Here is a 17,141-nt window from a genome sequence, read left to right on the forward strand (position 1 = left end):
TCCAATGCTCGTCTGATCCCCCCGAACCAATGGGCGTTCTTACGGCCTTACATGCCGGACGGAGCCAGTACCGACTTCATCAGATCGTCGTTCCATTCGCCCGTCACCTTAAAGTGAGCAGCAGCACCCAGCTCAAAAGCTTCGATGAGGTTGTGGTTCACATAGGCATAAATGCCGGGCTGTTCGAATGTGTAATAAGCAGCGCCTGCTGTTCCACCGGGAATGAACCATGTCTCCTGCTGCACATCCGGCGGATTGTTGAACTTACCGGTTGCCCAGACATAATCTCCATGTCCACCGATGAGATGCGGACGTGTGTCACGATTGGCCTGTGAGTGGATAATCAGAACTCTGTCACCAACCTTCGCAGTCATGGCCTTATCGCCTGTCAGCGCACCAACACCGCCGTTAAAGACCACATGGCTTGGGGTAAGCGTCCGCATAACCTTGATGACATCTTCATAGGAGTCGCCGGGAGCGTCATACTTCTTGAAATTGCCCTCTTCGTCACGCGGCACATAGAAATCCTGCTCGCCGACATAATAGACCGTATCGTAGGGCAGCGGATTACCCTTGCCATCATGCAAGCCATCCCGTGGCAGCACCATAATCGCGCCATTCATGCCAGACACCACATGCCATGGAACCATTCCGGGAGGTGCGCAGTGGTAAACAAACACACCGGGCTTGTTCGCCTTGAAGCGCAGGATCGTCTTTTCACCAGGGTTAATAACGGTCAGCGCACCACCGCCCAAGCCGCCTGTGGCCGAGTGAAAATCAATATTATGCGCCATTGTGTTTGTGTCAGGATTAATGAGCGTCAGCTCGACATAGTCATCCTGATGTACGACCATCAGCGGTCCTGGCACAGTTCCATTGAAGGTCATCGCGTGTACTTCTGTACCCGCATCGTCGAGAATCATCTTCTTCTCTTCAATCACCATGGTGAACTCAATCACCTTGGGACCGCCTTCGGCGACCTGGCTGTGAGCATGGACGAAAGGAGGGTTTACGAGTTCCACCTTCTCGCGTGGCAATGCGGCAATTTCCGCTTCACTAGCCTTTTTAATTGTTTCCTTGCCCCAAGCCGAGCCTGTCGCCAAAACAGGTGCCAGCGCCCCTGCAAGGGCTGCTCCTGCCAATATTGTACGACGACTAATTTGCATCTGGTCGACCATCGATTCTCTCCTTCCGATAGGACCGAGCGTTCTTCCGCTCTGTCACTCTATTTATAGGCGACACACCGGATATGTTCATTGCGTACAAACAAAAGACCCAATATAAAATCAGAAAAAATATAATTATAAATCAATAACTTACAGAAAAAATTCCATTCCTTAACAGGCTCTTTGTGCCAGAACAAGTAATAAGCAGGACTGCACTTACCCTTTCAGTAAAACCACCGCATATCGGGCATTATTTGTAGTTTAGAACTGTTCTTTACTGGCGGGTTTTTAAATCGAAAACAAAAAACGGCCCCTTTCGGGACCGCTTCGTTATGGCTAGGCTATCATAAAAATTTAGAAATCTGGCACAGCAAACCGTGCGCGAGCTTCGGGAATTGCCATATCAGGTGTCCATGCCGGCTCATAGGTCAGTTCAACATCTGCATGGCTTACACCTACTACGTTTTCAACACAGGATTGGACTGCAATCGTTAGGAAACCTGCTGCCGGGCACCCCGGCGTGGTGGTCGTCATTTTAACACTGACGTCGCCATTGCTATGTGCAACGATCATGTAAATCATGCCAAGGTCAACGAGATTGATGCCAAGCTCAGGGTCCATCACCATGCGCAGCGCATCGCGAACCTCATCTTCCAGACGGTCCAACTCTTCCGCTTGCATCATCATTCCTCACGCTGTTCCAACCCGGATCATGATCCGGTAAGCATCACCGGTCTCATCGAAATTACCGACCCACTGGTGTCCGCGTTTTTCCAGTTCAGGAAACAGAAACAGCGGTTCGCGATGCAAGAGTGCAAACAGCACTTCGCCGGTTGCCATATTCTCAACTTCGGCAAGAATGCTGACCATAGGTTGTGGTGGGTCCATGTCCGAACAATCGAGATATTGCGAAGGCTCGGGCCAGTCATCGGGTGATCCTGCATTGTCTGAAATCTGCACCACGGGTGCTTCTTCGCCGATCGGCGCAAACAAAACCTGCCAGTCACCATCTCCCAGAGGTTCAGACTTTGCAGCAAAGCCTTTTCGCTCCATCACTGCAAAAAGCGGGACGGGCTTGAAGGGCGCAATCAAAATCAGGCTTTGCCCCGGAGCAAGGCCTTCAACAGCGCCCATAATTGCTTGAAATGGCTCGACACCAGCTTTCAGAAGTGGGCGAACATCAAGCTCGTGCGGAATCAATTCGTGAACAGATAATGTCATTTTGTTCTCCCCGGTACTGGTCTGCCAGCATAAATCAGATGCGGTAAAGTGACGACATTTGGAAGCTTCATAGCTTCCGGTACATCGCTTAATCTCCGCGCACGAATGAAATGTGAGGATAAGGCAAGAATTGCAATAAGATTTAATCCGCAACCCAATCTGAATGCCAATGTCTGGCTGGTAATCAGTGCCACAATGGCGATGGCAACGCCTGCATAATAAACGCAAAACCAGCGCTTCGCACGGCCTTCCATGACAATATCCTGCACGCGCGGCGTCAGAATTTTGCCCATCAACGGGCCATAGCATTCAAGCCATGTCAGAAATGGCACAATTTTATAGAGCTGTGCCAAACTGAGGCCCGTCAACCAGCCAAATGTAAAGAGATAAACCAGTGCGGCAATCACACCGTCCGTTCGACCAATCCAAGGCAGAGCAATCGCAACAGGCAAAGAAATCAGCATAGCGGCAAAAGCCGGAATAGAAGCCGCACTGTTGAGTTCGATGGTTTTGCGTTTTCTCTGGCCGTAAATAGAATGCACATCATGAGCATAGAGGCCGATACTTGTAACACCGAGAACAAGACCAATCAGCAAGGCAATATCAATCCGGTCATATTCTGATGTCACGAGAATTGCAGCGAACGTCACCAGAGCAAGTGCAAAAGCGCCGGTAAGCCAGACAAGTTGCGTAGTCTGCTTCTTGGCTTCTGGCGCAAGCATGAACATAGTGAGCAGTCGGTAGCTAACACCCATCGCAGTAAACGTCATCCAGCCACCAAGCCCCAAAATTGCATGTGCTGATAACCCGGAAGAGGCGATTTCCAATAAGAAAACTTGTTCGAGCATTCCCGAAAGCATCAGAGTGAACAGGCTTCCAAGTGCTGTAACAAAAAGCAGACAGATAAGGCCGACACCCACAAAACGCGCTGGAAGTGTTATCGGTCTGGCGTTCCAGATTGTCTTGCCAAGTATTCCAATGATGAGCGTAAATCCACACATCAGAAACAACGCCGATAGCGGCAACAACCAAAGCGGTAGATCAACAATCCCGGCCATTCCCGCAAAACCGCTGATCAACCCGCAAAGTCCTGTCAATAAAACGAGCAATGCAGGCAGACCGAGACCGCCCCATTGCAATGGTTTTGCGACAAGCACCGGCACAAATTGCAGCAGTGCGCCGCACATTAATAATGAAAGCCAACCAATAGCGATGATATGCACAACGATGAGCGTTTCTGGCGCCCGCAAATCGTGGAACGGGTAACCAAAACCTCCAGCCATCAACACTGTTCCCACAATAAGAAAGAACAGCGATGCGGCGAAATAGGAGAGTGTCCATCGGGAAAGCGCGGCACCGAACATGGCAGGCCTTCATCGTAGAGCATTTCCAACAAAAGTGCGTGAGCTTTTGCGTAGGATAATGCGTTAAAACAAATAGATAGAGCGGTTCTCACAATTCCATTTAAACAGGAACCGCTCCAGAGAAGAGTTAGTGATTACCGCAGGTGCATTCGTGATCTTTGGCATGGGCTGCGGGGCGACCAATTTCCACGCGCCAGATAGGGCCATTTTCCTTGTATTCCCAGGAAAAAACACCCGGAGCGCGGCCTTCAAGCTGATAGCGCAGCGGAACCGGATCATGATCGTTGACGATTTGCAAAGTCTCGCCCGGCTCCAGATCATAGATCATGGCGAAAATCGTCGCATGGCGGGAGACGGGCGGAATGGTGCGTACATCGATAATGTTGATCGTTGAAACAGGTTCGCTTGTCATCAGATTAATCCATGGCCGTCGGCTATCGAAAGATGATGATGACAGCCCCGCATCATCATAAACCAATTCTAAACTGGATGATGCGGGGCCGATTTGTTTCATCTCAAATAAGATGAAAAATCAGAATGCCTTTAGATTAGAGCGCATCCCGAAAAGTGTGAAACGGTTTTCGGAAAAAGATGCGCGTCAAAACAAGAAGTTAGAGCGCATATCTGATCCAATCAGATCGAGATGCGCTCTAGCCAGCAAGAATTCGATAAATCGCTGGAAGTGCGCTTGGAAGCTTAGCGAGCTTGCCAATGAGCGAATAGCCGCCATGACCGAACAGTGCGGGTAAATAGGCATTTGCTTCACGATCAACCGTCACAGCAAAGACGTTGACGCCCTTGGCGCGCGCTTCGCTCACCGCCCGACGCGTATCCTCCAAAGCAAAGCGCCCCTCATAATGATCGACATCATTCGGTTTGCCATCGGTCAACAACAGCAACAGTTTTTTGCGATTATGCTGTTCGTTTAGCTCTGCGGTGGCATGACGCATCGCAGCACCCATGCGGGTATAAAAGCCGGGCTTGAGAGCTGCGATCCGGTGTTCAACGGTTGCGCTGAAAGGTTCATCGAAATCCTTCACCGTTTCCACCCGCACCCAAGCGCGGCGGCGCGACGTGAACGTCAGGATCGAACAGCGATCACCACAGGCAGCAATACCATTGGCAAGAACCAGCAGCGCTTCTTTCTCGACATCAAGTACGCGGCGGTTATCGACCCATGCGTCCGTTGAAAGCGAGACATCCACCAGAATGGTTACAGCCAGATCATTGGCCTGCGGGCGGCTCATCAGATGCACCCGCTCACTGCCCTGCCCGCCCGCTGCAAAATCACAACGCGAACGCACCACGGCATCAAGATCGAGATCATTGCCATCAAGCTGCGCACGCATCATCTCGCGACCGGGCCGAAGAATTTCAAACTGACGTCGCACCTTGCGCACAAGACTTCGCGCCTCGTCATCAAGTTCCAGCGCCTCATCACGATCCTGTACAGGGGCCACCAGAACGCTGCAATGATCCTGCAAGTAGCTCGCTTTGCGATAATCCCATTCCGGATAAGTAAGCTTGGCCGTGAGCAGGCTCTGGTCTACCGCTTCCGGCGGCAGATCAAGGTCAAAACGGAAGCGCGCCGCAGGCCTGCCCTTGCGCTCACCCAGCGTCAGATCGTCAAGCTCATCTGCCGACTTCGCACTCTGTTCATCGCTGTCATCCGACGGCCGATCGACATTGACCATTTCGGCCATGGCGAGGATTTTTTCAAAGCGATTGAGAATGAACGGACTGCGGTCCGTCTGTCGCTGATCCTGCTTTTCGCGCTGCGCAATCTGACGGCCTGCTTCCACACCTTCCGCCTTGCTGTTGCAAACTGGCTCATCCTCTGCTGCACGTGGACTGGTCTCTTCACGCTTTATGAGGCTTGGCCAGAGCGGCACAGGCAACACAGGCAGATAACCCGCCGGTGCGCGGTGCGGAAAGATTGCAGCAATGCTGAAATCTGGCAGGCGTGCGCCTTGTCTCAGAAGCGAGAGAATCCGCTCCTCGACAAGCTGCTCCAGACGATTGAGCGGACGCTTTGGCCGCGCAGCAATTACTGCATCGCAAAGACGCGCATAGCGATCCAGTAAGCCCGGAAACAATTCGCAGGCCTTTTTCGCAGTCTCCGCCGCTACATCAAGCGATGCGAGATCACGGCGCAACGGATCATCCGGCAGTCCGTCCAGATCGATTGGCATCACCGCCATGTAGCCGGTGAGCCAGACGTAAAGATCATAATTGAGTGCACGATCTGGAAAAAGTGCAATTTCCGGCGGCAGCATCAAGGTTGCTACATCGCGCAGCGGATGGGCGAGCTTTTCCTCGCCCAAAGCCATGCGCTGACGCAATCCTAGACGGTGGCCAGACGTTCGTGCACGCGCTGGCGCAATCTGGACCGCGACATCGCCGCCAAATCCCCGAAAGCAGATTGCCAATCTCTGACGAATATCCGTGAGATTGACGGCCTGATCAGGATATTGCGGCCATGACCCGGTCTTGCCGATAAGGCGATGCCAGGCGCGACCAACGGTTTCCTCAAGTTCCAGAAAATCCAGCATGATATGACCGCCTATTTCAGCATTGCGTCGGCAACTTCAAGAAGTGCTGCCTTCACATCCGGCTCGTCAGTCAGAGGTTCGATCATGGCCGCACGCGCAGCTTCACGCTGCGACATGCCTGCATCGATCAGCGAGGCGCAATAAACGAGCAGACGTGTTGAAACGCCCTCTTCGAGATCATGGCCTTTAAGACCCCGCAGGCGATGAGCAAGTGCTACCAGCGGCGCAACCTTATGCGCATCAAGGCTACTTTCGGCACTGACTACTGCGATTTCCTGTTCTTTCGGCAAGAAGTCGAATTCGATGGCCACAAAGCGCTGACGGGTGCTGGGCTTCAATGATTTGAGCAGATTTTGATAGCCGGGATTGTAAGACACAACGAGCATGAAGCGGTCAGGCGCTTCAAGCAATTCGCCGGTGCGTTCAAGCGGCAGGACGCGACGATCATCGGTCAGCGGATGCAGAACCACGGCCACATCTTTGCGCGCTTCGACGATCTCGTCGAGATAGCAAATGCCACCTTCGCGCACGGCGCGGGTCAACGGTCCGTCTACCCAATGGGTGTCGCCGCCTTTGAGCAGATAGCGTCCGGTCAGATCAGCGGCTGCCAGATCGTCATGGCAAGAAACAGTCGAGAGTGGCAGGCCAAGCCTTGCCGCCATGTGGCTGACAAAACGGGTTTTGCCGCAGCCGGTCGGACCTTTGAGCAGCAGCGGCAGCTTGCGCTTCCACGCCATTTCAAACAGCGTGCATTCATTGCCCGACGGGCTGTAAGCGGGGATAGATGTATCGAGTAATTCGACATTTTTAAGAATGCTATTCATCGCCGTCTTCCTTTAAAGTCAGAGCATTTCCAGCAAAAGTGGGAACCGGTTTTGCGTTCGGAATTGCGTAAAAAAGCCCCGCCTTGCGGCAGGGCTTTCGCATTGATTATTCGGCAGGCTGAACGAAGCCACTCGCGTTTGCACGGCGTTCCTTGCCCGGTACCAGCACCGCCCAGATGAACATGAAAGCCGAGATCACAACGACGATGCCAGAGCCAAGACGCATCCAGTAGAACAGGGACAACTGATCCTGCACGACCATGAAGTTTTCACCCAGCACGCGTTGCATATGGGTCTGCACCACGCCTGCAAATGTAAGCGCAAAGGTCATCACAGACATAGCCGTACACATCGCCCAGAAGCTCACCATGGACAGCATCTGATTATAGGGCGCACGTCCGCGAATTTCGGGGATCGCATAGGCCATAACTGCAAGATTGAGCATGACATAAGCACCGAAGAAGGCGAGATGGCCGTGCGCTGCGGTGAGCTGTGTGCCGTGGGTATAATAGTTGACCGACGACAGCGTATGCATGAAACCCCACACGCCTGCACCGAAGAATGCCATCACCGAACAACCAATAGACCACAGCAAAGCGGCTCTGTTTGGATGTTTGCGACCGGCTTTCCATGTCATTACAAAGGTAAAGATAACCATGGTGAAGAACGGAGCCACTTCCAGCGTTGAGAACAGCGAACCGATCCACTGCCAGTAACCCGGCGCACCAATCCAGTAATAGTGGTGACCTGTACCGAGAATGCCGGAAAACAGCGCCAGACCAACGATGACATAGAGCCACTTTTCAACCACTTCGCGGTCGATACCATTGAGCTTGATCATCAGGAAGGCGAGGATCGATGCCATGATCAATTCCCAAACACCTTCAACCCAAAGATGGATCACATACCACCAGTAGAGTTTGTCGATGGCGAGATTGACCGGATTGTAGAAGGCAAAGAGGAAGAACAGCGACAGGCCCCACAGACCAAATAGAAGAATGTTGGTGACTGTGGTTTTACGACCTTTCAATGCAGTCATCGTAATATTGAACATAAATATCAGACAGACGACGAGAATGCCGACTTTGATGATGAATGGCTGTTCGAGAAACTCGCGGCCTTCATGGATCTTGAACAGATACCCCACCACGGCGACGCCGGCTGCGACAAAGAACATCCAGAACTGGATGACAGCAAGCTTGGTGCTGTAAAGTTCGGTTTCGGTTTCTTCAGGCAACAAATAATAGGTCGATCCCATGAAGCCCATCAGCAACCACACAATCAATGCATTGGTGTGGATCATGCGGATGATGTTGAACGGCAGAAGCTCGGAGAGCGTGTTGGGAAGAACATAGACGACGCCAGCAAGTACGCCGAACGCGACCTGCGCGACAAACAAGGTAAGAGCTCCATAGAAATAGAGCATCGCAACCTTTTGGCTTTCATATTTCATATCTTAAAACTCCGTTCATCCCGCGCCTCAGCCTGCCTCATTGGGTGGCCAGTTCTGCGTCTTGATGCGGCTTGTCCATTCCAGGAAATCAGCCAGATCGTTGAGTTCCTGTTCGCTTAGGTTGAATTGCGGCATCTGGCGGCGGCCTTCGATCCCTGTGGGCTGAGCCTGCATCCACGCTTTCATCGTGTCGCGCGCACCTTCGGGATCTTCCACACCGCCATAACGCTTCCAGACATTGCCGAGTTCAGGCGCGAAGTAGGCACCTTCACCAAGTAGCGTATGGCAGTTGATGCAGGAGTTTTTCTCCCAGACATGCTTGCCGCGAATAACCCCTTCCGTGAGCGTCGACTCGTCTGTCGACACAGTTTTCATGTAGTAATGGCTGTGCGCCGTCAGTCCCACGAAGATCGCGAAAAAGAAAATAGAACCGCCGTAGAAGACGTTTCGAGCGCCGGTCTTGGTTAGGCGTTCTGCCATCCCTTCGTCCTTTCATTGGCCGAAGGCAGAGCCCCGGCATCAAGTCCCCCGTCGATTGTGTGGCTGGTCAAATCCCCTCGCCAGCATCACGGGTCAGCACTGTTCTATCGGGCGATGAAAAGACGTCTTTGCGTTTTGGCAAAGATTAAAACAGTTGGCTAAAGAAGGAGGCGCACTGCGACAGAACGCGCAAGCGCAAGCGTGAGAAGAACAGCAGGCCAGGCCAGAAGCGCAGGCTTTAAAGCGCCTCTGGTGCCGCGCATTTCCATGAAATCAAGAATAACGAGCCAGCCTTTTGCAAAAGCAAGAATCAGAACGACGGCGATTGCCGCAAACATACCGCGGCTAAAGCTTGCGATCAGCGCGCCGCTCAATGCGAGAGCGAGCAGAATAATGATGGTACGGTTGAGAGAGCTGTGATGATGACTTGTCACTTTATAACCTCACGCAAGATAAAGGACCGGGAACATCACCAGCCAGACAAGATCGATGGCATGCCAGAGTGTTGTGATGAGCAATACATTTGAAGGAGATGGTCGCCATGCAACCAGCACCAGAATGATTGATCCGAACAGGACATGCATGAGGTGAAAGCCTGTGATGAGGAAATAAAGCTCAAAGAACAAGCCGACCGTTTCATCGCCCGCAAAGCGTATTTCATGCGAATATTCGACGATTTTGACCGCCACGAAGACAAGCCCGAAGAAAGCCGCACATAAAAGCGGGCGTCGAACCTTCGTCCCCTCATAGCGTCTGCGAACGGCGATCGCCGCCTGCCAGCCACTCATCAACAGCACAACAGTATTGGCAGCGGCAAGACCGGGGCTAAGATGCATGCGCAATTGCGCGACGCCCTCCGTATTGATGATCGACATCACCATGAAGGCAATCAACAGAATTGCAAAAGTGACGAGCTCACTCCAGACGAGAATCCAAAGCAGAAGATTATCTTCCGGCTCCTCATCTGAAATCATTGCCGCAAAGGCCGTATCTTCTGTTCCAAACATAGCCTTGCCTAGACCTCACGGTGCTTGGCTTCTTTGCGTTTTGGCAAAGAAAAATCGCGCATGCAGATGCATGGTGAATTTTCATGACAAGGAATGTTTCAATGACGGACGCACAGGTCGGACTTATGATTGCAACCCCCGCAATCATCGTCTTTTCGCTGGTTCTTTATCGAATGGGCGCGTTGCAAGGCGCAGGAACGCTTTCAGCGGTTGCCGTATCAATTGTGATCGCAGCTATTCTCTTTTTGGGGCAATAATCCATGCAAGCACCCTCACTCATGCACGCAGCCGATGTCAGCCATCTTGAAGCGCATCATGGCGAATTGCTCAATTTATGCCTGCAACTGGAAGAAACTGCCGACGAGCTGGAAATCAGCCGCTCGCCGCAAGATTATCTTAAGCTTGCGGCGCTCATCCCAAAACTTATCAACGAAACGCATGAGCTTGAAGAGAAAGTACTTTTTCCCGATTTTGACCAGCAGGCCAATTCGCATTTTGCGAGCGTCATCATTGAGCGTCTGAAAGCCGAGCATCGCTGTGATCGGCTGGCTGCGGATAAACTGGCGCAGAGATTGACGGCCATTGCAGAAAACAGAAGCACGCATGCACCGGAGACAGTCGGCTATATGATCCGCGGCTTTCTGGAGAGCCTGCGCCGTCATATCCTATCAGAAAAATTGATGATCGAAGCCCTGCTCGCAGCCAAATCCGAACAGCGCGAAGTGTTCGGCTAACCCAGTTGGTTATCGCCGCGCTGCAACACGCGAATTGCAGGCCAATAGGATCTCAGCCACAGCAAAAACGCAGTCGCCCATAAGATGGCTGTTATTGCATAAGGTGGTCCCGGCAATTCTGGGATCACATCCATATCCGGTAAAACCCTGAAGGCAACCGCCAGAACCAGAAGCAAGATCGCAAGCTTTGCCGCGCGCGGCAGGCCAAGCGACTGATGCGTATGCAACAGACCTGCAATACAGAAGATGGCCAATACGCCAAGCCCCAGCCCGCCCATCAGCGCCACATGGACGCCTGCAAGTTCCGGTATTGGTGCACCAAGCTTTGCCAAACCACTCAATAACAAGCCAAGTCCCGCGAGAGCGGATGAGCCAGCAAGTGCGACTATTTCGGCCCGCAAAGCGGCTTTGCCAATGAAGGCTTCGCCAACGCGATCCATAAACGCGGCGCCCGCTGCAATCAGCACATAGCCACATGTTTCGGGCGAGAAGGCCAGCAGATCGACAAGGATTGCGACAACCACCAGCCCCGATGCCAGATTGAGCCTGCCGGGATGCGGGCGAAATGGCGCTGTCGAGCGCGTCGGATCGAGAACCAGATTGGTGATCGGAACCGTAATACGCGCCAGCGCAATACCGAGAAGCCCCAAAAAGACCAACCCTGCTATGCGCAGCATATGGCTGGCAAGCTCGATATTCTCAACCAGAAATCCATAGCGCACGACCGCTTCGCATAGCGTCAATGCCAATACCCAGCCAATAAAGGGAAAGAGACGATCAGTTCGCTGCGCAATCGTAATGCGAACCATATAGAGGACGAGAAAACCAAGCCATGCAAGATCGCATATCGCACCGATAAGCCCGATGCTGTCAGCACCCAAAAACCCAACCAGCCGCCCTGTCAGCCACAGTGCTGCGAGGATCAGAAGCGGACTGCCCTGCAAGCGTTTGGTGTCAGTCCATTCAGGCACAGCCGTCGTGATAAAGCCGATCAAGGCTGCGCCGAACACGCCAAAGATCATTTCATGCGCGTGCCAGAGGGCTGGCGGCGTAGAGCGCACCAGCGGCAGATCGAGGCCAAAAACCAGCACCCATTGCAACGGCCAGAGCGCCGCATAAAGTGCTGCCAGCGGAAAAAATAGCCGAAAGCCTTCATCGGTCAAAACACGCAACAAAGGCTCACCCGCTGCGGGCCGCTTAACGATAGCCGTCATGGCCGCCTCCGTTCATCGACATCGTCAATATGACGGAAAATCGGATCATGTTTGAGAAAGGCCTGAACGATTGCAAACACTTCTTCATCCGAGCGCTCGCCCGGCGATTGAGGGAGTATCCGTTCGCCTGCAATGCCATTGCCATCACTATTGAGAACGACAATACGATGCGCAATGCGTGCCGCTTCCATAAGATCATGGGTCACGAAAATTGCCGCAAAGCGCGTCGTCCGGCCTGCATCGATTATAATGTCCTGCATCCGGCGCTTGAGTGCGACATCGAGGGCTGTAAACGGCTCGTCACAAAACAGAAAATCAGGTTCGATGACGAGTGCGCGGGCAATGGCGACACGCTGCTGCATACCGCCTGAAAGCTCAGACGGATATTTGTCGAGATCAGCAGGATCAAACGCAACGCGCATGGCTGCACGTTTTACAGCCTCATCGCGCGCTTTGCGCCCCTGCCCTGCAATGCGCAAAGGATAGCCGATATTGTCATTGGCCGTTGCCCAGGGCAGCAAACGTGGCTCCTGAAAAATCATACCATGACGATGATAATTGCGGTTTACCCGTCCATAACGGGAAGCAACAATGCCTGCCGCAATATGGATCAATGTACTTTTGCCACAACCGGACGGCCCGACCAGCGCAACAATTTCAGCAGAATTTATATCAAGATCGATATGGTCAAGCACGGTGCGCCCGAAATAGGCATGCCCGATGCGTTTGAGTTCAAGCGCTGTCATCGTTTTACGCCCCATGGCTGTGCGGCTGCACGCCAGCGCTCAAATTCGGCACGAACCGGATGCACCAAGCCATATTCGATGACGATAAGTGCTGTGACAGCGATCAAAACCCAAGCGAGCGAACCGGCAATATCGAGATTGGCGCGGCTGCGTGCGAGCTCACCACCAATACCGCCGACATTGGCAAGCAGTTCTGCCATGACCGCCACCTTGAAGGCTGATCCGAGCGACACTGCGAGTGCTGGAAAAAGATGCGCTGAAACATGGCGCAGGCTGAGTGTCGTCAGCCGTTTCCATGCGCTAGCACCAAACGCGCGCGCCATATCGTCAAGCTTGCGATCACGCGTCATGATGCCTTCGGCAACGGAAACGAAAATAAGCGGCGACGAGGATACGAGAATGGTCATGGCGACGGTCCCATCCGTCGAACCAAACCAGATCATTGCAAGCACGATCCAAGCAATCGGCGGCACACCGAGCAGAACAGTTACGAGTGGTCGTGCAAGCCGTAGCACAGCCGGAAAATAACCAGCCGCAAGCCCAAGACTTGCGCCTGCGAGAGCCGCAACTGCAAAACCTTTCAAAGCGCGGCGACTGGTGAGAAATGTCAGTTCCCACGCCTGATGATCGCCTAATATGACAATTGCTGCATTGAGCGTTGCCAATGGCGATGGCAGGATAAAATCGCCATAGGCTTTGTGCCCAACTTGCCAGACTGCGGCCAGCAGCATAAGTGCGGCAAGACCAGACCACGCGGACCATAAAAAGCGTCCGGTGCGTCCGATCCTGTCAGTCCACATCGTCAACATTTAAAGATAAAAGCCGTTATCCGGCAATTTCCCACCAATAATTGCTGCATCATTTGCAGCTAAGGTTTCCAACATCGTTTCAATCGCAGGCCGTGCCTTGGTTGCGCGTGTTACGACAAGACGCGATGTTGCAATGGAAGCCGCAAGAACCGGCTCCGGAAAGTCCAGCGATTGCGCAGCGATGCTTGCAGCCTTTGCAGGGTCCGCATTCACGCGTTGCGATGCCGCTTCAAGAACAGCCTGCAAACTGTCTGGCAATTCAGGATTTTCGGTCATCAGCTTTTGCGTCAGCACCAGTCCCGCTTGCGGCAGGATTGGCGCTTTGCCCGTCACTTCACCCCAGACTTTTTGCACATCAATGGTGCGGCTGATGTTTTTGCCTGCGGCTTTGCCGAGCATGATTGCCGCAGAAATTGCCGGCTCTGGGGCTAGCACCGCATCAACCTTGCCTGTCAGCAGCATCTGCATTGCCTCGACCGGCGAAGATGTATGTTCAAGCGCGATATCGGTTTCCGGCGACAGCCCGTATTCCAGAAGCAGCCGCTTTAATACGAGATCTGGCATATCATTACGAAATGGCACGGCCAGCCGCTTACCTTTAAGCGCCGGGATTGTCGTGAGACTTGCATCGCCTGAAACAATGTAAATAAGACCATCTGTCATTGTGTTGAGCAGCTTGAGCTTCATCCCGCGATTATAGAGATTGGCTGCGACCTGAACCGGCAGAACCACCGCCGACATGGTGCCGGATGTCAGGCCCGCACGCATCTCATCGGGACTACGCCAGACCTTGAAACTCGTTTTGCCTGCGAGCCCGGCAATATCTCCCGACGCCAAAGCCTCGGCCAAAATGATCGAAGGCCCAGCGGGTGGCCCGTAAAGCACCAGTTCTTCCAATGCTGCAGCCTGCGCAATGTCACCCATGAAACGGGATGCCAGCAAGCCAGTCGGAATAGCAGCAAGACCCGCAAGCAATGTGCGGCGCTTCATGGGTGCAGCAAGGATAGCACTCAGCAGTTCAGTCATTTTGCACTCCAATGGCCTCAGAACTGCCCCATCATTAGAACTGTGGTTAGTGCTGATCTTTGATTTGGATCAAAGAGGATTATTTTAATCAAGTTTATTGGTCAGCAATTATTCAGACGGGACAAGCGAGTGAAGACGCTCGCAATTGCAGGGGATATTCATGCGTATTGAGCAAAGCAGAGCGGGCACAGCATCGCGGTGTGGTTTTCACAAGGGGCGAGTACTTCAACTTCTGACATCGACCGGAATGGTACTGATCGGCGCCTGTTCCTTTGCTCTTGCGCAATCTGCTTCTCCCGGAGCATCAATTGTACTCGATCCAATCATCATTGGCGCAGATGACAACGCAGCGCTGAAAAAGCGCTTCGATGCCATGCCGGGCGGCGTGGCGCTCGTCGAACAAAAAGACAGGCTGGTCACTGCAAACGAGACGGTATCACGCGCGTTAAGCTCTGTACCCGGTGTCGTCGTACAGAATTTCTTCGGCGGCAACGACCAGCCACGCATTCAAATCCGCGGATCAGGCTTGCAGCAAAACCCGGTTGAACGCGGCATACTCATGCTGCAAGACGGTCTGCCGCTCAATCGTGCAGACGGCTCTTATGCAGTTGGTTTTGCCAATCCAAGCCTTGCGGAAACGATAGAAGTTTATCGCGGATATATGGCCAACCGGCTTGGTGCCACGGTCTTGGGCGGTGCGCTTAATTTCGTCTCACCAACTGGCGCGCAATATCAGGGTGTTGAAGGCACGGTCAGCGGCGGATCGTTTGGACAGGCTGGCGTTTCTGCCAAGGCTGGTTTTCAAAATGGCACAATGGATGGGTTGTTTCAGGCAGACTACACCCGCCGGGACGGCTTCCGTGAATATAACGAATCCCAACGCGTGAGCGTCGGCGGCAATGTCGGCTTCGAAGTCACCGATAATATCAAAACTCGGTTGTTCTGGGGCTATACCGACCTCGGTTTTGATGTGTCCGGGCCGCTGACCAAAAGCCAGCTTGAAGCCGATCCGCGTCAGGTTCACACGGGTCCGACAGTCACTCCTAATGGTGCGATCAATCCCGGTCCGAACGTGCTGCGTGACCGACCGCGGCGAGATGCCAAACAGCTTCTGATTGGCTCACGCACGACAGCCGAATTCGACGCGCATCTCATCGACGTTGCGCTGGGCTACACCTATACGGACGACACATTCCGCTTTCCGATTTCCGCAGGTATCCGCGAAACCAAGGGCGGCGACTTCACTGGGGTAGTGCGCTATGCCTATACCCCTGACGATGCAGCCCCTCTGCCGTTGTTTGAAACCACCGCACAATATTCCATTGGCTCGGCAGACCGCAATTATTACCTTAACCAGTCAGGCACGCAGGGCGCACAATTTGGTGAAAACAAGCTTGATGCCAGCACACTTTCGCTGCATGCGGGTTTCAATGTACCGCTCAACGATACAATCACCGTTTCGCCGGCAATTTCCTATGCCTATGCAAGTCGCAAGAACGACGACCTTTATGGTCTTTCGACACGGCCAACCATTGCCTATAATCCGGCAATCCCAACCATGCGACTACCCAATGGCGCAGTGCCAACCGGCGGCACCAGCTATGACCGCACCTATCAGGGCTGGAGCCCAAGTCTTGGCCTGACCTATAAGCCCGATGACAGCAATACATTCTTTGCAGCCGTCAGCCGCAGTTTTGAACCGCCGACACATGATGATCTTCTGGCCACTATCAATGGCACACCAAACAGCAGTGCCGGACGGCCAAATCCCGGCGCACCTTTCGCCCGTTCTGATGCATTCCGCACACCTGATCTGGATGCCCAGACCGCGACCACAATCGAGGCTGGCTGGAGATCGGAAATGGGACAATTTGCATGGGATCTGACGAGTTATTATTCATGGGTCAACAATGAACTGTTGAGCCTGCGCGACGTGACAGGCGCTTCGCTTGGTGCCATCAATGCCGATGATACGCGGCATTTCGGCATTGAACTTGGCGTCTCAACGCAGATTACCGACCGCATTTCAGGGCGCGTTGCCTATACTTATCAGGACTTCCGCTTCCATGATGATCAGCTTCGTGGTGATAACCGCCTTGCCGGTGCGCCACAACAAATCATCAATACCTTGCTGAACTACGAGGTGACGGATCGCTGGACACTGCAAGGCTCGGTGCAATGGGTGCCAACAAAAACACCTGTCGATAACATGAACACGCTTTATTCAGATCCATATGCAGTGGTTGATCTGCGCACCGAGGTCAAGATTAGTGATAATCTGCAGTTCTTTGGAGAAGTCACAAATGTGTTCAACGAGAAATATGCAAGCTCGACGCTTATCGTCGATCAGGCGCGCGCCGATCAGGCTGCATTTCTGCCAGGCGATGGACGCGGCTTCTTTGTTGGCCTGAAAGCCAAGTATTAAATCGTAAAATGCACCCTTTTGCAGCTTTCAATATGCGAGAGGGTGCATAATCCTGTTTCTTTCATGTGTCGTGTCTGGTAGCGCTTTCTCAAGTTCCCCCAACCCTGTTGCCTCGCTTAG

The 17,141-nt window shown here is 53.1% G+C and carries 18 protein-coding genes; 3 read left to right on the forward strand and 15 right to left on the reverse strand.

What is annotated here, in order from left to right; all coding sequences use genetic code 11:
- Positions 1 to 47 precede the first annotated feature (47 nt).
- The 11 genes from nirK to CEV31_RS16610 form a co-directional block, all read right to left on the reverse strand.
- Entirely contained in the window at positions 48 to 1,178 is a 1,131-nt protein-coding gene (nirK, locus tag CEV31_RS16555; protein ID WP_094508463.1) for a copper-containing nitrite reductase, read from the reverse strand.
- 342 nt (positions 1,179 to 1,520) lie between these two features.
- On the reverse strand, positions 1,521 to 1,847 hold the full coding sequence (locus tag CEV31_RS16560; protein ID WP_094508648.1) for a metal-sulfur cluster assembly factor: 327 nt from the start codon (positions 1,845 to 1,847) through the stop codon (positions 1,521 to 1,523).
- A gap of 9 nt (positions 1,848 to 1,856) precedes the next feature.
- Positions 1,857 to 2,387 (reverse strand): DUF2249 domain-containing protein, encoded by a 531-nt coding sequence (locus CEV31_RS16565; protein WP_094508465.1) that lies wholly within the window; start codon positions 2,385 to 2,387, stop codon positions 1,857 to 1,859.
- Positions 2,384 to 3,751: a hypothetical protein gene (locus CEV31_RS16570; RefSeq protein ID WP_094508467.1), complete on the reverse strand. Its 1,368-nt coding sequence runs from the start codon at positions 3,749 to 3,751 to the stop codon at positions 2,384 to 2,386. Before CEV31_RS16570 ends, CEV31_RS16565 begins: the two co-directional genes overlap by 4 nt.
- Positions 3,752 to 3,878: 127 nt before the next feature.
- Positions 3,879 to 4,163 (reverse strand): DUF2249 domain-containing protein, encoded by a 285-nt coding sequence (locus CEV31_RS16575; RefSeq protein WP_094508650.1) that lies wholly within the window; start codon positions 4,161 to 4,163, stop codon positions 3,879 to 3,881.
- Between the two features lie 238 nt (positions 4,164 to 4,401).
- Positions 4,402 to 6,303, reverse strand: a complete 1,902-nt coding sequence (locus CEV31_RS16585; protein WP_094508471.1) for a nitric oxide reductase activation protein NorD — start codon at positions 6,301 to 6,303, stop codon at positions 4,402 to 4,404.
- 11 nt (positions 6,304 to 6,314) lie between these two features.
- Entirely contained in the window at positions 6,315 to 7,127 is an 813-nt protein-coding gene (locus CEV31_RS16590) for a CbbQ/NirQ/NorQ/GpvN family protein (protein WP_094508473.1), read from the reverse strand.
- Between the two features lie 106 nt (positions 7,128 to 7,233).
- A complete protein-coding gene (locus CEV31_RS16595; RefSeq protein ID WP_094508475.1) occupies positions 7,234 to 8,580 on the reverse strand; it encodes a nitric-oxide reductase large subunit in 1,347 nt (448 codons plus the stop codon).
- 27 nt (positions 8,581 to 8,607) lie between these two features.
- Positions 8,608 to 9,060, reverse strand: coding sequence for a c-type cytochrome (locus tag CEV31_RS16600; protein ID WP_094508477.1), 453 nt, complete (start codon positions 9,058 to 9,060; stop codon positions 8,608 to 8,610).
- A 158-nt stretch (positions 9,061 to 9,218) separates the two neighbouring features.
- Complete coding sequence (locus CEV31_RS16605; RefSeq protein ID WP_094508479.1) at positions 9,219 to 9,494, reverse strand: cytochrome C oxidase subunit IV family protein; 276 nt, start codon at positions 9,492 to 9,494, stop codon at positions 9,219 to 9,221.
- Positions 9,495 to 9,503: 9 nt separating this feature from the next.
- Positions 9,504 to 10,067 (reverse strand): cytochrome c oxidase subunit 3, encoded by a 564-nt coding sequence (locus tag CEV31_RS16610; protein WP_094508482.1) that lies wholly within the window; start codon positions 10,065 to 10,067, stop codon positions 9,504 to 9,506.
- 101 nt (positions 10,068 to 10,168) lie between these two features.
- Between CEV31_RS16610 and CEV31_RS21150 the strand changes: the two genes are divergently transcribed.
- Complete coding sequence (locus CEV31_RS21150; RefSeq protein WP_094508484.1) at positions 10,169 to 10,324, forward strand: hypothetical protein; 156 nt, start codon at positions 10,169 to 10,171, stop codon at positions 10,322 to 10,324.
- Positions 10,325 to 10,327: 3 nt separating this feature from the next.
- Complete coding sequence (locus CEV31_RS16620) at positions 10,328 to 10,801, forward strand: hemerythrin domain-containing protein (protein WP_094508486.1); 474 nt, start codon at positions 10,328 to 10,330, stop codon at positions 10,799 to 10,801.
- On the opposite strand, the gene CEV31_RS16625 is transcribed toward CEV31_RS16620, so the two are convergent.
- The 4 genes from CEV31_RS16625 to CEV31_RS16640 are packed head-to-tail and all read right to left on the reverse strand — an operon-like array spanning position 10,798 to position 14,596.
- Complete coding sequence (locus tag CEV31_RS16625) at positions 10,798 to 12,015, reverse strand: NnrS family protein (protein ID WP_094508488.1); 1,218 nt, start codon at positions 12,013 to 12,015, stop codon at positions 10,798 to 10,800. The genes CEV31_RS16620 and CEV31_RS16625 overlap by 4 nt on opposite strands.
- Entirely contained in the window at positions 12,012 to 12,761 is a 750-nt protein-coding gene (locus tag CEV31_RS16630; protein WP_094508652.1) for an ABC transporter ATP-binding protein, read from the reverse strand. The genes CEV31_RS16625 and CEV31_RS16630 overlap by 4 nt, the downstream gene beginning before the upstream one ends.
- Positions 12,758 to 13,570, reverse strand: a complete 813-nt coding sequence (locus CEV31_RS16635) for an ABC transporter permease (RefSeq protein ID WP_094508490.1) — start codon at positions 13,568 to 13,570, stop codon at positions 12,758 to 12,760. The genes CEV31_RS16630 and CEV31_RS16635 overlap by 4 nt, the downstream gene beginning before the upstream one ends.
- Positions 13,571 to 14,596, reverse strand: coding sequence for an ABC transporter substrate-binding protein (locus CEV31_RS16640; protein ID WP_210190936.1), 1,026 nt, complete (start codon positions 14,594 to 14,596; stop codon positions 13,571 to 13,573).
- 160 nt (positions 14,597 to 14,756) lie between these two features.
- On the opposite strand from CEV31_RS16640, the gene CEV31_RS16645 reads away from it, so the two are divergent.
- Positions 14,757 to 17,021 carry a TonB-dependent receptor family protein gene (locus CEV31_RS16645; protein WP_094508492.1) on the forward strand — a complete coding sequence of 755 codons (2,265 nt, stop codon included), beginning with the start codon at positions 14,757 to 14,759 and terminating at the stop codon, positions 17,019 to 17,021.
- Positions 17,022 to 17,141 lie beyond the last annotated feature (120 nt).

This window comes from Brucella thiophenivorans (assembly GCF_002252445.1).
GTDB classification, from domain to species: Bacteria; Pseudomonadota; Alphaproteobacteria; order Rhizobiales; family Rhizobiaceae; genus Brucella; species Brucella thiophenivorans.

Excerpts from the sequence above, each read along its gene's own strand:
- CEV31_RS16560 (WP_094508648.1), bottom strand. The coding sequence starts at position 1,847 with ATGCAAGCGGAAGAGTTGGACCGTCTGGAAGATGAGGTTCGCGATGCG.
- CEV31_RS16575 (WP_094508650.1), bottom strand. The coding sequence starts at position 4,163 with ATGACAAGCGAACCTGTTTCAACGATCAACATTATCGATGTACGCACC.
- CEV31_RS16640 (WP_210190936.1), bottom strand. The coding sequence starts at position 14,596 with ATGACTGAACTGCTGAGTGCTATCCTTGCTGCACCCATGAAGCGCCGC.
- CEV31_RS16595 (WP_094508475.1), bottom strand. The coding sequence starts at position 8,580 with ATGAAATATGAAAGCCAAAAGGTTGCGATGCTCTATTTCTATGGAGCT.
- CEV31_RS16635 (WP_094508490.1), bottom strand. The coding sequence starts at position 13,570 with ATGTTGACGATGTGGACTGACAGGATCGGACGCACCGGACGCTTTTTA.
- CEV31_RS16610 (WP_094508482.1), bottom strand. The coding sequence starts at position 10,067 with ATGTTTGGAACAGAAGATACGGCCTTTGCGGCAATGATTTCAGATGAG.
- CEV31_RS16645 (WP_094508492.1), top strand. The coding sequence starts at position 14,757 with ATGCGTATTGAGCAAAGCAGAGCGGGCACAGCATCGCGGTGTGGTTTT.
- CEV31_RS16600 (WP_094508477.1), bottom strand. The coding sequence starts at position 9,060 with ATGGCAGAACGCCTAACCAAGACCGGCGCTCGAAACGTCTTCTACGGC.
- CEV31_RS16585 (WP_094508471.1), bottom strand. The coding sequence starts at position 6,303 with ATGCTGGATTTTCTGGAACTTGAGGAAACCGTTGGTCGCGCCTGGCAT.
- nirK (WP_094508463.1), bottom strand. The coding sequence starts at position 1,178 with ATGGTCGACCAGATGCAAATTAGTCGTCGTACAATATTGGCAGGAGCA.
- CEV31_RS16630 (WP_094508652.1), bottom strand. The coding sequence starts at position 12,761 with ATGACAGCGCTTGAACTCAAACGCATCGGGCATGCCTATTTCGGGCGC.
- CEV31_RS21150 (WP_094508484.1), top strand. The coding sequence starts at position 10,169 with ATGACGGACGCACAGGTCGGACTTATGATTGCAACCCCCGCAATCATC.
- CEV31_RS16625 (WP_094508488.1), bottom strand. The coding sequence starts at position 12,015 with ATGACGGCTATCGTTAAGCGGCCCGCAGCGGGTGAGCCTTTGTTGCGT.
- CEV31_RS16590 (WP_094508473.1), bottom strand. The coding sequence starts at position 7,127 with ATGAATAGCATTCTTAAAAATGTCGAATTACTCGATACATCTATCCCC.
- CEV31_RS16570 (WP_094508467.1), bottom strand. The coding sequence starts at position 3,751 with ATGTTCGGTGCCGCGCTTTCCCGATGGACACTCTCCTATTTCGCCGCA.
- CEV31_RS16620 (WP_094508486.1), top strand. The coding sequence starts at position 10,328 with ATGCAAGCACCCTCACTCATGCACGCAGCCGATGTCAGCCATCTTGAA.
- CEV31_RS16565 (WP_094508465.1), bottom strand. The coding sequence starts at position 2,387 with ATGACATTATCTGTTCACGAATTGATTCCGCACGAGCTTGATGTTCGC.